The organism is Dyadobacter sp. 32 (assembly GCF_902506755.1).
In the GTDB taxonomy this organism is placed as follows: Bacteria; Bacteroidota; Bacteroidia; order Cytophagales; family Spirosomataceae; genus Dyadobacter.
The window spans coordinates 2,182,458-2,196,753 of sequence record NZ_LR735258.1 but is presented as its reverse complement, the minus strand read 5'-3'; the positions used below and the strand labels follow the sequence as shown (position 1 = coordinate 2,196,753).

Annotated in this window: 8 protein-coding genes; 2 read left to right on the top strand and 6 right to left on the bottom strand. The window is 43.9% G+C overall.

Annotated elements, in window-relative coordinates; translation table 11 throughout:
* Nucleotides 1-71: 71 nt before the first annotated feature.
* Nucleotides 72-4,052, bottom strand: coding sequence for a caspase family protein (locus tag DYADSP32_RS08785; RefSeq protein WP_149243074.1), 3,981 nt, complete (start codon nucleotides 4,050-4,052; stop codon nucleotides 72-74).
* Between the two features lie 94 nt (nucleotides 4,053-4,146).
* Nucleotides 4,147-8,589 carry a CHAT domain-containing protein gene (locus tag DYADSP32_RS08780; protein ID WP_149243075.1) on the bottom strand — a complete coding sequence of 1,481 codons (4,443 nt, stop codon included), beginning with the start codon at nucleotides 8,587-8,589 and terminating at the stop codon, nucleotides 4,147-4,149.
* A gap of 779 nt (nucleotides 8,590-9,368) precedes the next feature.
* Here DYADSP32_RS08780 and DYADSP32_RS08775 point away from each other — a divergent pair.
* Nucleotides 9,369-9,839 carry a hypothetical protein gene (locus DYADSP32_RS08775; protein WP_149243076.1) on the top strand — a complete coding sequence of 157 codons (471 nt, stop codon included), beginning with the start codon at nucleotides 9,369-9,371 and terminating at the stop codon, nucleotides 9,837-9,839.
* Nucleotides 9,840-10,031: 192 nt separating this feature from the next.
* Here DYADSP32_RS08775 and DYADSP32_RS08770 read toward each other — a convergent pair whose 3' ends face one another.
* Genes DYADSP32_RS08770 through DYADSP32_RS08755 form a run of 4 tightly spaced genes read right to left on the bottom strand, consistent with a single transcriptional unit; the run spans nucleotide 10,032 to nucleotide 13,230 of the window.
* Nucleotides 10,032-10,994 carry a sodium-dependent bicarbonate transport family permease gene (locus DYADSP32_RS08770; protein ID WP_149243077.1) on the bottom strand — a complete coding sequence of 321 codons (963 nt, stop codon included), beginning with the start codon at nucleotides 10,992-10,994 and terminating at the stop codon, nucleotides 10,032-10,034.
* Complete coding sequence (locus DYADSP32_RS08765) at nucleotides 10,984-11,487, bottom strand: hypothetical protein (RefSeq protein WP_149243078.1); 504 nt, start codon at nucleotides 11,485-11,487, stop codon at nucleotides 10,984-10,986. Before DYADSP32_RS08765 ends, DYADSP32_RS08770 begins: the two co-directional genes overlap by 11 nt.
* Nucleotides 11,488-11,532: 45 nt before the next feature.
* A complete protein-coding gene (locus tag DYADSP32_RS08760; protein WP_149243079.1) occupies nucleotides 11,533-11,781 on the bottom strand; it encodes a hypothetical protein in 249 nt (82 codons plus the stop codon).
* A gap of 12 nt (nucleotides 11,782-11,793) precedes the next feature.
* Nucleotides 11,794-13,230: an NADP-dependent isocitrate dehydrogenase gene (locus DYADSP32_RS08755; protein ID WP_149243080.1), complete on the bottom strand. Its 1,437-nt coding sequence runs from the start codon at nucleotides 13,228-13,230 to the stop codon at nucleotides 11,794-11,796.
* 94 nt (nucleotides 13,231-13,324) lie between these two features.
* On the opposite strand from DYADSP32_RS08755, the gene DYADSP32_RS08750 reads away from it, so the two are divergent.
* Nucleotides 13,325-14,248: a LysR family transcriptional regulator gene (locus DYADSP32_RS08750; protein WP_149243081.1), complete on the top strand. Its 924-nt coding sequence runs from the start codon at nucleotides 13,325-13,327 to the stop codon at nucleotides 14,246-14,248.
* Nucleotides 14,249-14,296: the final 48 nt, after the last annotated feature.

Below are 14,296 nucleotides of genomic sequence, written 5' to 3'. Positions count from 1 at the left end.
AATTTTAACTAAGCGCATCATTCCGTTTTACTTGTCTAAGTGGATGTCTCTCCTTAGGGTGTATTAGTCGATTAAATGGACTTCTTTGACCGCACCCGCTCAATCTCCTTCATAAACTTATCCCCCACTAACTGAAAACCAGCACTAGTCGGGTGAATCTCGTCAAACCAGCCAGTGCGATTCACTAGTCCACGGGTATCCACGAAGGAGACCTTATCTTTAAACTTCGGTTTATTCACCAAAGCCGTCAGTCTACTAGCAAATTCATCCAGAATGAAGTGGATCAGCGTTTCGCGCTCAACCTGTGGTTCAATACCTTTGGCAATCATGTGTTTGCCGCTCCAACTCTGTTTCTTTGGAGTTGAATCCGTATCTACGGGTATGATGTAGTCGTAGCAATGCACCATGATGTGCAGGTCTGGGTACTTATTTAGCAGTTCGGTAAACATTTCGTGGTATTGGCTCGAAAGGGTCGTCATCGTTTCGAAGAACTTTGCATTCAGGTAGCGTTTTGGCGTAGTATCGCTAGTATCCGGGGTTTCGCGAAGGAAAAACTTGAATTCATCACCCAGAACATCATTCCCACCTCCGCTCACAAGAAAAAAGTGAGCATCCTCAAGGCCGATGGGATCGAGATATTCTTTTTTTATGAGGTAGTTGGCCAGCGTATCCCCGGCCTCAGCAAAACTACGGATGGCGTATGCTTTGTACAATTGGTCAATGGTATCCTGCAACAGGATCGGGTACTGAAACCAGGAGTCACCTTCAGCCACAATCCTTAGGCGGCTAGTGTCGTGTTTGAGGATATTATAGCGTCGCTGACGTATGGCAGTTTCCACCTTATTGCTCAGTAAAAGTTTCAGGTCACTAAATAACCCTTTTTCATCTTCTGGTACCACCATTTTTATCCCGTCTTTCAGTTTTAAGAAGGTTGGTTGCCCCGTTTCTTTGTCTGATTCTACGTCATAATATAGCCCAGCTGCGTAGTAGGCAGTTTCGTCCCAATCGAGGAGGGCCTTTAAGGTGGAAGCTGGAATCTGATTATGGACCGGATTTTTGAAGACCAAGGTCAGAGTTTGCGTACCCCAGCCGGAGAATTCAACGGGTTCTTCTTCTGTATCAAATCCCCTTGTTCCAGTATCCAAACTTTTCTTTTTATCTTTATCCGCCGAAGTCCAAGGTTTGGGCAACTCTTCCAGAGTCAGGGCTTCGGCCACAAACTCTTCGGTACTGATGATAAATTTCAGGGCCTCTAAAGTTTGGGGCCAGTTGTATTCCCGTTCTACATCGCCCATTTTAAGGTTGATGCGGTCTTTGGTTACTCCCTTTTTATCCGTTGCTCCAAGGAAGATAGATTTTCCAGATTGTAGCAACTTTACCCGCTCCGGTATAAAATCCAGAAAACACTGAAACTCTTTGCTGAGGTAGGCTGCACAGAAATACAAATCCTGGTCAGTAGTATTCGTAACTTTGATCTGAATGGTACCCTTCCACTCATTTCCAGCTTTTTCATAGTCCAACTCAGCAGTATCGTTAGTAACGTCAATAGGCACTGAGGTACCATCCGCTTTGACGTGGGTCAATTCTATGGTCAGTGGTTGGTCCGGGAAGCCTTCGGGTTTGTCCTCATTTTGCAGACCCTTGATAAAATGCCACCGCGAGACGTGATGCAAGGTTGCCACAGTCCCCGAAATATCTTTGGTGCCATCGTCTTTTACATATAGTATGGGACGAGTCAGTGGTCGGTAGGGGTCATCGGGCCAGGTGAGGTACATTTCGCCACTGTGTACGTGGAGAGAGTAGTCGGCGGGCTTTGAGTTTCCAGAGTCGTTCTCTTTCTTGATGTTCTTTACACCATCCCCACCCCCGAACGAAAACCCTCCGCTTGTTTTTTCCAGCAGTTTATCTGCTAGTTCTTTCATCTCTTTAAGCGTGCCGTCGTGGTTTTCCAGTTTGAGTACCAGCTCCTGCATCAGGAGTCCCGCTACTTCGGCTTTGTAGGTGGTGTCGTCGTTGAGCCCGATGGCATCGAGCAGGGTATAGTCCACAAACACACCACCCTTTCGCACCGTAGTCGTGAAGGTTTTCTTAGGGTCTTGGGGATCAAACAGAGTTATTTTGGTGCTAGACTTCATGCCGTGGATGGCCCCCACATTCAGTTGCCAGCCCTGTTTGGTATTGTGGGTAGCCTCGCAGATCATTTTTTGCGGGTCAATGGTGCGGTTTAGAAAGCCGGTATTCAGTAGTAGTTCGGCGTCGAAAGGTAGGTACACGCGGGGCGTCTGCTCGAAGCCCGCCCGCATGTACTGTCGAATGCGGCTTCGGAGGGTATTGTAAGAAATATTACCGCCGCTGTCCGTAAGCATTTTGAGGAGGGTTTTGGTAAATACCCCCTCCCGAGCTACTTCCAGCGCCACCTGATCCGACTCGCAGGCGGCCATCTGCACGTGCGTTCCCTGAGGGAGGAACGCGGCGGGTTTCTCGCCGGCATCGGAAGGCTTATGAATGGATTCGCTGAATAGGAATTCATCCCAATTCCGCATGGGAAAGGCTTTTCCCGCCTTATCAGTAACCCGGCGCACATTCCGGTCAGGGTAGTTCGCTTCGGTGACGCCGGCGTTACGGGTGTTATCGCCCGAGTGGCAGCAGTCAAAAATGGTAACGATATGGGCTTTGGTTTTTTGCGAAAGCTGATGGATCAGATAGCGTAGTTCCTTATCGGTGAGTAGGAATTGTGACGTTTTGGTGGTACCACCGTCGTGACAAACGATGCATTCCAGCGCTTCGTCAGTTTCATCCCAGATCGGATCGGCTTTTTCCTGGGTACCATGGCCCGAGAAGTAAAACAGCACGGTATCGTCCTTGGTGGCCTGGCTCAGAAAAGTCCGGAATCCCTTGATTACGCCATCCCGATTGGCGGCAGCATCAATCAATTCTTCCACCTTTAGGTCGAAATCTGTGTTGTTTTTGAGGTACTTGCTGACGGCGTTCACATCGTTTACACAGCCCTGCAGTTTGCGTACGCGTTCGTAGTTGTTAATGCCCACCAGTAGTGCGTATATTTTTTTTATCGATGTGATTGGATTAGGGTTTATAATGTCTTTGTCATCGTAGTCATTCGGGTTATAGCCTTCGTTGTCGGTAACTTCTACGTCTGGTTGCAGAACATCCCTGTTAATGGGGAATTGCGATTCTATTTCTTCCTCAGAAGTGAGTACTTCTTCGAGGCCTCTGGCGTTGATTTCTTTGGTGTCGGCGGAGATATACGCCGAGGCCTGTACGCCTTCAGTCACCATAGCCCAGTCGAATGCCGGGCCAAGGTCCCACTTGCCGCTGCTGCGGTAATTGACGTGCGAGACGATACCTTTGAAATTCAGCACATCCTGGATGGTGGTATATCGCTTGTCGGGCGGCAGAAACTGCCGTGGGATGTTGTATTTGGTGGTGAGGTACCGCAGCAGAATAATCAGGCTGTCGAGTTGCTCGGCGGTATAGGTAGGATAAAAACTTTGCTCGCGAAAAGGCGAATCAGTTTTAGTGTATGCGGCCTTGTTGTCGAGTGTGCAATAGACGTCCACCGGACTAACTTGCCCGGTGTCCTTATCTTTGACCCGGGAATAGATCGTTTCCAGATTCCCGTCTTTCGGCACCAGAAAACCATAGTTGGATAGCTCGATACCAATGGTGGCCTTGTCCTGCGCATTGCCCGTGCCTGCATTGCCCACACCTGCACCCAGATGGCCTGACCAAAACTTGGAAGGAAATAGCTGGTAAATGGTACCATCCCGACCAATGACAAAGGGAACTGATATATGGCGGTCCTGCGTAGTAAGTGTAATCATATCTGAGCGTACATTCCCGGCGGTGAAGTGGAGTACGATCCGCTCTTTTTTGTGTTCCGTTTCGTAGTAGTAGTTCCTGCGATTGGGTTTGAACAACTGCCCGTTGAGCATTAGGTTTTCGCCAGATATTGGCAGGGAAAAAGGTTTAAGCGCGGATGCCGCTTCTTTACGGAAGCGATCCTCAATCTGGGTGAGCGTATCGAAGCGCATTGGGGATAATTGGTTAGGAGGTTTACATGGGATATTTGGGTAGTAATTTACGATTAAAAATTTGTAATCTTTTGGGCTACATTGCTAGATTTTATTAAGCGGTAAATGGAGTGAGCTTCTTAGGGTGGTTATAGTTCAGATTTTCCAAAAATAGTACGATGCTGTACCAGAACCTTTGGATTTGCCACCAGAGGGTCAGATAGAAGGGTGCGGGGTTGCTTTTAAGCTCGACTTCTACTTTTGTTTTTTCTTCCGATAGATATTTTTTTTCGGATTTGACTTTGGTTAGATTGATTAGTTGCTCGTAACACCAGTTGAGGTGGTGGAGGTTGTAGTCCTGATTGCGTCTGTCCCTGTCGTTGAAATGATAGATTAGCCGCATTAGGTCGGTACGATCTAATCGAGACGCTTCCAATACTTTTTGAAGCGTGTAAACACGAAGGCCGTTTGTGAAATAGTTCGCAAGGCTGATTCTTGAAATTCTATTAGGACTTGCCAAATAGACATCAAAAAAATCTAAGATCCAAACTAGTCCGTCCATCCCCCCTGCTACAATAGTGGAGCCGTCGGGAGAAAAAGCCACACTGTTAACGTGGAATTCTGTTTCGTAGTTGATCGATTGGCCGCTTTCAAGATTTAATATCCGTATAAGTCCCGCATTCCCAAGTCTTCCACAAAAGGCAAGATATTTACAATCGGGGGAGAAGGAAATGCTATTTACAGATCCACCCTCCCTGTAAATAACTGTTTTTTTGGTTCTCTGATTCCTAACCCAGACGATTCCCCCGACCTTAGGAGTGAATCCACCAGCTGCGAGAGTAGTTCCATCGGATGAGAAAGCCACACTGCTAATATAGCCTCTTCCTTGTAGGGAGTCTATTGATTTTCTCATCTCTCTATCCCAGATCCAAACCCTGGAATGAAAATTTCCAGTAGCTCCCCCTACTGATAGGAATCGCCCGTCTGGAGAGAATGCGCTACTGTAAGTTTCGCCATTTACTTGAAGTGAATCTATTCCTAGTCCGAGTTTCCAAACCCAAACCCAATTACTTGTCCCTGCCGTATGTTCAGTCGCGACAACAGCCGTCCCGTCCGGTGAGAAAACCACACCGCTTACTTCCTCCCCGACCTTTATCGAGTCTTTTACAACTCCACTTTTTAGATCTATAAGCCAGACCCGACCACCAATTCTAGATCCACCTCCCACGGCAAGATATCCACGTTTAGGAGAATATGCTAAACTCTTTACATAGCCGTCCAGGTAGAGGGAGTCAATAGCTCTTTTATTTTTTACATCCCAAAACCATATTTTTCCAACTCCATCCTGCGAGTTTCCGCCGATTGCCAGAATCCTTCCATTGTTGGAAAAAGATGCATAATTATCTCCGTTACCAAGATTCAGCGTGTTCATTGCTCTTCCACTTTCCCTATGCCAAATCCATATTCGTCCATCTTCTCCTCCCGAGGCGAGGATACTGTCTCCGGGTATAAAGAACACATTGTCAACTACGTGACCCACATCAAGGGAATCACTAACGATTCTTTTTTTTCTCTCCCATATATAAAGTTTCCCACCGCTCCCTCCTGCTACTAGATCAAGGCCATCTTTTGAAAACCCCACACTTCTAACCTCATCATTTACCTGCATTGAGTCTACCACTTTTCCTGCTTTCCAATCCCATATCCAAATACCTCCTAGTTTTTTAATTTTTTCCTCGTGAAATTTAGTTCCAACGATCGCAACGCTCGAGCTATCAGGGGAGAAGGCTAGACTACTAAAGCTTCCTCCAAGTTGAATTGACTTTATAGAATTTTTCTTATTCCAGTCCCAGGCCCACACTCGTCCACTAGTCCCACCCATAATAACAACCCTACTATCGCGGGAAAATGACACAGTAGTAATCATCTTATTTTCAACACCTAACGAGTCCGTGACTCGTCCCTCTTTACAGTTCCAAACCCAAACTTGTGCTCCGGCTCTTTCAGCGTATCCAGCTACTGCAAGTGTTTTCCCATCGGGGGAAAAGGCTAAACTATTTACATTACCGTTGTACCGACGTGTGTCAATAACTTCTTTATTCTTCCAGTCCCAGATGGTTACAACTCCTTTCCCACCACTGCCGGCAATTGTCGAATCATCTTGAGAAAAGCTCAACTCATAAACAGGACCGTAGGCCCCAAACGAAGACAAAAGTGAATGATCTTTTGAATTGTAGATTTTGATAATGTTACCATCAATTGCTGCCACAAATCTTTTATTGTCTGAAAATATTAGTTTAGAAGCACTGCCCAGAACAAACTCCTTTTGATAAGTACTTGCTTCCAAGTTTAAGGAGAGTAATCTGGCAGCTGATGCATTCTCTGGCTCAAGTTTCCAGGCTTTGTACGATGCCTGCGCCGCCAGGGTTTTATCGGATGTTTGTTCAGCCAGAGAAATGAGATGGCTTACCAATAGGTTTTTTTGGGATGTTAAGAAGCTATATCCTAACAGACCAAAGGCAATCAAAATGCTTGCGAATATGCCTGTCCACAAGAGACGAGTTTTTCGGCGATACTTTTGTAGTTGGCTTTCGCTATTTTGAAAAGCTATTTTTTCTTCGTCACCCCACTTTTTCATGCCGTCCCGACCCGCTCTTAGAATTTTTATATCACTCTCCCCAAAAGGATTTTTCTCGGAAATATTCTTCGCGGCAACAAGTCGGCAGGCTACTTGCCCTGGTAGAATGCTATCTGCGTTCATTTTTCGTACAATGAGTGCCAGGGTATCATGGCTGAGGCGATAGGCTTCTTCTCCATTCACGGTGGCTTTGGCCACCACGTATAGGTCATCCAACTTTTTTAATACTTTGGTCAGAATAGTTGAGTGGGTATCGTATCGTTCAAATATAGCCGAAATTTCTACTGCCCTCGCAGTTCCCAAATCGGTTGTTAGGTTTTGCAGCAGATCCAACACCAATCCAGATTTTATCTGGTTAGGAAAAAGTTCCTCGACCTTATTGAGTTGTTGCTTTACGAAATCCTTCAACCAGATTCCTTCATCAAGAAGGGCGTCGAGCATAGTGATTGCAAACGTCCGTTCGCTTTCCGTTGTAAGGCTGGATTTCTCCCACATATTAGTCAGAAGCAATTGCAATACGGGAGAAATGGCATCAGTAGTATCCTCGCTAAGTTTGGCCTGAATGCGGTCTGTGACTGTCGAAGGTACCGTGAGCTTGTATTTTTTGAGCAACTGGGTATCCTTAGGGATGCCCTCCACTATTTCCTTAATGCTTTGGTGAGTCAAGGGCTCAATTAGCACCTGTTCAGTTGCAATTCCTTTCTGTCTGAAGATATTCTCAATTTGCGCGTGAAACTCTTCCCTGTAGCCTAAAATCAGTTTTCCAAGGATAGGAGACGGTAAAGTTTCACCCGTATATTCATCCTGTTTAGCGGTATTGAAAATAGAAATTATGACTTCTGCCAGGGCCTCAATTTCTTCGACTCTATGGTTTGTAATAGCTTCCTCTACTTGATCCAGAATCACAATCAGGGGACGACCTCTCGTGCTTTCTACTTCTCCCCATTTTTTCTGATAATTTGCATCAGTACAATGTAGCGCTTCGGCAAGTGTAGCGAGCAACCCCTCACTGCTACGGCGTGAGTATTTGGAGGCATATCCGGCCTGCTTCAATCGTCCCTCTACCCCAGCAGCCAACACGGAAGATTTCCCAACACCCGATTTCCCATACAGTAAAATAAGTTTGCTGTATGAGTCATCTACACTCACGATCAGCTCCCGAATAGACTTAGCTCGACCAAAAAACAGGGGTGAAGTAAAGGTATCATACGGTCTCAAACCAATAAAAGGCACTTCGGGGAGATTGTCGTAGGCGTTCGGGGGCAATTTCGGTAATCCAAAATAAGGATTATTGATTGCGCTAGCCAGAGTCCAATCCTTAGCATACTTCTGGCTATAAAGAGAAATGTATTCTATGTCGGCTGGAATCTGGGTCCCGGTATCCAGGCCACGAAACAGCGAAAATCTTTCTGAAACAAATTCATTCCCAGAAGTAGCATTTTGAAACGCAATTTCAATTGTATTTCCATTCAAGAGGTTCTCGTAGAAATATCTTGTGAACCGGGCAGCGGTCAAATCCTTCACGGGCTGATTTGTTGCAATCACGGCCGGGATCCCTTTCTCTATTATAAAAGAGCCTAGGTTTTGAGTTTCGCAGGCATTGATTACCACTAACTGAAGACCTACTTGCAAGGCTAGGAAACTTCCCAGAGTTTCACCGTGGGTGAGCTTGTCGTTGAGCAACACGTACTTTTTATTTGCATGGCCCGAAAAGTGAAAAACACAAATGCGCCCCCGGTGCTGGGGATTTCTGAAAAAGTCGTAAATGGCCTTCGCATCGGCAGCAAAGATAAATTTGTATTCAAACTCAGTTTCCTGATTGAATAACTCTTGAAATAGGTTGATTTCACGATCTTCATCCAGATCTTTCTTGGGATTAGCAAAAGCCAGGAAGATGATGGGTTTCTGAGAGTTATACATAACGAGAGGGGGAATGGTCTTTGGAAAGATAAGTTAAATAAAAAATTGTTCGCCGAGCGACTAAATACCATAAAACTTTGCAAGTGGTAAATTTGCTGACATTGATTCATAGTCTCCAAAGCCGAATAGATAACCTTAACCTTTCGATTAGTTTATATTATTCCTGAAGGCCTTTATTCAATTTTCTTTCAAGCGGATCCTGGCAAGTTGTGTTGAAACATCAACTACTTGCAAAGGTTCAACAGCACAATCCTTAGCAGATATTACGACAATTATGGCCTGAAACTGCTAGAAATTGTCGGATGGGTGGTGAACAAATTAGTATTTCCATACTCAACGCAACGAATATAGATATCTGGACAGGCTTTTATTATACGGCCAATCTTAGTAGCAAACCCGATTTTATGACACAAAATTTTCTGCGCCTAACGGGGTTTCGAACCTTCGGAGAGAAGGGATTCGAACCTTACAAATGGCAAAAAATCAACCAATTTTTGCCGTTAAAAAGCAATTTTGTATATTCACATTGAAAATGAATTGTTATATACTGATAATGAGGTAGTTGTATAGGATTTGAATTGGGTTTAAGAGAAGGTGTCGTGAATCATGGAACAGGAATGGGAAGGTGATTAACTTGCTGTTAAATAGATAGTTATATTCATCTTTCGAATCCCTCTCTCTGCAAAATGCCCTTACTGGTATCAGTTTGGGCATTTTTTGTATTCGGGACAATAGCCGGGACAAAGACAGGAAAGAGGAAAACTACACACACTAATAGGATGGTAAAAGATCTGAGCGGCGACAAGCCGTTTAAGCGCGCTGTGATGATAGATCCAGGTGGTGACCTAACCAAAGAATGTTATATTGAGTATTATGCCTTCGATGAAGGAGCGAACGATCTCGTTCGCAAACGTATCAAAATTCCTACTTCATTTCAGACAAAAAAGGCAAGGATGGCCGAAGCTGTGAAGCTTATCGCGGAAACGAATCAGCTTTTGGAAAATGGGTGCCATTTTAAAACAGTGATGACGGATATTGAGACTGACCTGGTTAAGCATTCCTCCAACGATTTGATTGTCGTTCTCGAGAAAGTTTTAAGGATTTTCAAGCCAAGTTTGAGGCCGAAAACCGCTGTTACTTATCAGAGGGCGATTAATAAGCTCAAAGCATATGCGGATAGTAAGGTTTTGGAGCTTCCTGTTTTTACAGATAAAGATGCAATAAAAATCAGTCATTGTGTTTTGCAATGAATAGGATTGCGGCATCATGGATCTGTTTCGATTGATTTATCTCGATGATTCTGCTTTTTTGATTTTCCCACGCTTTACACGCCCTATTGTTGAACCACCATGATCGAGTTGGATTTTTGGCTAGGAAACTCGATTATCGTTTGACTGATGATGACCTATTCGTACGCGCCATTTGAAGTGTACTGGCCTGGGTCAGGTATTCATCACAATCAGAAAATAGGCAGGCATGCCGATTGTAATGTTGACCGGGAAGGTCACAGCAAGTGCCATGGGTAAGAAAAGGCCCGGATTGGCCTGCGGAACTGAAATTTTCATCGCTGCCGGAACAGCAATATACGACGCGCTTGCACCCAAAATGGCGAACATAAAACGATTGGTAATGTCCGGTGTGACAATTGAGCTCATCATCGCAATGACGCAACCGTTGAATATGGGAATCACAATCGAAAAAATAATTGGAAACCATCCGAATGAAAAGAAGGCTTTTAATTTTTTCCCGCTTGAAATACCCATATCCAGGAGGAATATGGCGAGAAAGCCTTTAAACAGGTCGTTGGTAAAGGGTTTTATGCCTTCTGCCTGTTTGGCATTAGCTACATATCCGATTATCAGACTACCCAGAATTAACAAAACACTGCCATTGGTAAAGGAATGTTTCATCACGCTTCTTTTCTGTATTTTGTTAGACTTATCTTTGTTGAAAATAGAGATTAATATTAATCCAATGATAATTGCCGGGGATTCCATCAAAGCCATAATGGCCACCATGTGTCCATGGAGTGATAATTGCTGCGATTCGAGGTAGGATACGGCCGTCACAAATGTTACGGCACTTACTGACCCATACGCAGCTGCAATAGCTCCGGCGTCGTTTACATTCAATTTTCTTTTAAGAATAAAAAAAGTGTAGATCGGGATAACCAGGGAAATGAAAACGCCAAACAGCATGGACCATCCGATTTCACTTGTAAAAGGTTCATGCGATAATTCCTGGCCACCTTTGAATCCTATGGCAAACAGGAGGTAAAGTGAAATGAATTTTGAGGAGTTGGGTGGTATTTCTAAATCGCTTTTTAAATAAACTGCCAAAACACCAAGTACAAAAAATAGTAATGCGGGATTGGTAAGATTCTCGATCAATAAGTTATAATTCATATGATATTTTATTGTTTTCAATCCGTATTTCCTGGAGTGATTTATTTTGTTTCGAAGTAATTAAACCCTTAATCGTGAGCTGGGATTCGTAAGGATAAATTTCTGATATAAAAGAGTTCGTGATCTCCTTCAGTTGCCTTCGAATATTAATTTCAGCGAGTTTATGCTTCTGATGTCTTACGGGTTGATCTTTAAATTCATTGAAGAAATGTTCTATGTACAGCTCTTCCATCACTTTTTCGGACGGCAGGCCAAATAGCTTATTCCTAGTGATGATGGCATGGATGAATCTACATGCTGTATCATTGACAATGTAAATGGTTTGTATGCGCTCCCGGATTACGAATTCCTTTATTTCCGACATGTAATCGAATTCGTTGTAAGGCAAAGCAGCTCCCGGACTGGTGATAAAATAGGTATCGTCGCCAAATCTGCTTTTCAGAAATGTTTCGATACAGGAGAAGGGACATACGATAAACAGCTTTTTTTCCATGATAGTCGTTTGAAAATTTTACTAGCAAGTTTTCGCCGGGGCGTTTCACGTTAAGTTCTCATCAATTTTAATGGTTGCTTCCAGCCTTAAATTTTTTATCTTACTGTAATTCCTTAATTGATAAAATTCCGCCTGAAGTTTTTTTATCTTTTGTTCCCTGGCTTTTATGTCCTCCTCACGGCTTTCTTTTTCAATTTTATTTTCGTGATACTTGATTTTGACTTGTATCATTTGCCCTATCAGAGAAATAGCGTCTTCGGAGCTAAAAACTCCCTGTATCAGTTGTATGTCCATTTTGTTTTCTTTTTATTGACCTTGTCCCATTGAATATGCTGCGTTTCCGTCGAATGAATAGAGATTTTCCGTTTTAATGGTATCAATGTTTTCATACAGGGCATTTTTCAAAATATCAATGATATGTGATTTGTTTATGCTGGTTCCTTCTACTGGCTTAAAACGGCATCTCCAATGATCTGTACAAAAGGTTTCGTTAAATCCATCCGGCCATACTTTTATTCCCCTGTTGGTGATCATCGTCAGTTCTATTCCCTGGCCGCTCAGCTTCTTTACTTTTTCTGCTAAATCGTCAGGGTTGGTTCCATTCCAGTGAACAAATACGTCCACACCGGCTAATTCTTTCCTGGCAGCTGGTTTTCTTACATAAGCAGGGAGCATCAGCGCCGAGTTATTTGCGTAGGAAACAGATTTCAAGATGGAAGGCTTTTTCCCGAGATTCGCAATGACAGCCTGTGCAAATTCCTTGGTGCCTACTTTTTGCTTGCTGCTTCCTTCTTTAAAAATGTCATAGGTATGAATACCCTCTTCCAAAGTCCTAAGCCAGGCATTTTGCACGTTTTCGGCTATGTCTGTCTGCCCGATATGGTTCAGCATCATAACCGCCCCCTGCAATAAACCCGATGGGTTCGCGATGTTTTGCCCCGCTCTTCTTGGTGCCGACCCATGAATGGCTTCAAACATGGAACATGATTCTCCGATATTTGCGGAACCTGCCAGACCAACTGAACCGGTAATCTGGGCCGCCACATCGCTGAGCACATCGCCGTATAAATTGGGCATCACAATCACGTCAAAAGCCTCCGGGGTGTCGGCCATTTTAGCAGCTCCAATGTCTATGATCCAGTGTTCGTTTTCTATTTCGGGATATTCACTGGCAATCTCATCAAACACCTTGTGAAACAAGCCGTCGGTTTGCTTCATGATGTTGTCCTTGGTGAAACAGGTTACTTTTTTCCGATTCTGCTGCCGGGCATACTCAAATGCATAACGGACAATTTTTTCGCATCCCGGTCTGCTGATCAGTTTCAGGCACTGCACGACCTCGTCGGTTTGCTGGTGTTCGATACCGGCGTATAAATCCTCTTCATTTTCCCGTACAATCACAATGTCCATGACAGGGTGTTTGGTACTTACAAACGGGTGTAAACTCATGCAAGGTCTCACGTTTGCGTATAGTCCGAGGAATTTGCGGGTGGTTACATTTAGGCTTTTGTACCCTCCGCCTTGTGGGGTGGTGATGGGTGCTTTAAGGAAAATTTTATTCCTTCTGATCGTTTCCCATGATTCAGGTGCGATGCCTGCCGTATTGCCGGCCAGGTATACCTTTTCGCCAACTTCGATTTCATCAATTTCAATCCTGGCACCAGCCGCTAAAATGATTTCCAATGTGGCATCCATGATCTCAGGGCCAATTCCGTCTCCTTTCGCTACTGTAATTCTTGTCATTTTACTTTTCGTTATAGGTTTAACGCTGCAAAAATGGAGATTTCAATTAATAAGTTTTTATTTATCTTTGTAATGTAAACCATAAGTAAAATTTATGAATTATACTTTAAATCAGTTGCAGATATTTTTGAAAATTGTTCAGACAGAAAGCGTAACCAAAGCTTCCGAAGAACTGCACCTTACCCAGCCAGCGGTTTCTATACAGTTGAAAAATTTTCAGGACCAGTTTGATATCCCATTGACGGAAGTAGTCGGCAGAAAAATCTACATTACGGACTTTGGAAAGGAGATCGCAGAGGCGGCAGAGAATATAATCAACCAGGTGCATGCCATCAATTATAAAACTTTAACCTATAAAGGTCAGTTGACGGGGCGTTTGAAGATCTCGGTCGTGTCGACGGGAAAGTATGTCATGCCCTACTTTCTGTCCGGTTTTATGCATCAACATGCGGGGATAACATTGGTAATGGATGTTACAAACAAAAATAAGGTTGTTGAGAGTCTGGAAAATAATGAGGTTGATTTTGCGCTTGTTTCAATTTTACCGAATACCTTAAACGTAGAGAAGCTGGATCTGCTTCAGAATAAGTTATACCTGGTGGGAAGTACAGGCCCTGATTTCGGTGAAAGTTCCGGTACCCAGGAGATATTTAAAGAGTTACCATTAATTTTCAGGGAAAAGGGCTCAGGAACAAGACAAACAATGGAAAGTTTTATTGAGCGGAATCATATTTCAGTCTTAAAGAAGATGGAGCTCACATCCAACGAAGCCGTAAAACAAGCCTTGCTGGCCGGCCTGGGGTATTCAATTATGCCGCTGATTGGTATCAAAAATGAACTTCACAACAATGAACTGCGGATCATACCGATCAACGGCCTTCCGATTATTACCACATGGAGTTTAATATGGCTGAAAGGGAAGAGGCACTCGCCGGTATCCAAATCGTTTCTGGATTATCTGGAAAATGAAAAAAAACAAATTGTCCAGGATAAATTTCACTGGTATGAACAGTATTAGCGACGGCTCGATATACACGTTTGTGTGGCGTTGTTAGCCTGGAACCTG

Coding starts and splice junctions, on each gene's coding strand:
- DYADSP32_RS08775 (WP_149243076.1), top strand. CDS start 9,369: ATGGTAAAAGATCTGAGCGGCGACAAGCCGTTTAAGCGCGCTGTGATG.
- DYADSP32_RS08785 (WP_149243074.1), bottom strand. CDS start 4,052: ATGCGCTTCGATACGCTCACCCAGATTGAGGATCGCTTCCGTAAAGAA.
- DYADSP32_RS08760 (WP_149243079.1), bottom strand. CDS start 11,781: ATGGACATACAACTGATACAGGGAGTTTTTAGCTCCGAAGACGCTATT.
- DYADSP32_RS08750 (WP_149243081.1), top strand. CDS start 13,325: ATGAATTATACTTTAAATCAGTTGCAGATATTTTTGAAAATTGTTCAG.
- DYADSP32_RS08770 (WP_149243077.1), bottom strand. CDS start 10,994: ATGAATTATAACTTATTGATCGAGAATCTTACCAATCCCGCATTACTA.
- DYADSP32_RS08765 (WP_149243078.1), bottom strand. CDS start 11,487: ATGGAAAAAAAGCTGTTTATCGTATGTCCCTTCTCCTGTATCGAAACA.
- DYADSP32_RS08755 (WP_149243080.1), bottom strand. CDS start 13,230: ATGACAAGAATTACAGTAGCGAAAGGAGACGGAATTGGCCCTGAGATC.
- DYADSP32_RS08780 (WP_149243075.1), bottom strand. CDS start 8,589: ATGTATAACTCTCAGAAACCCATCATCTTCCTGGCTTTTGCTAATCCC.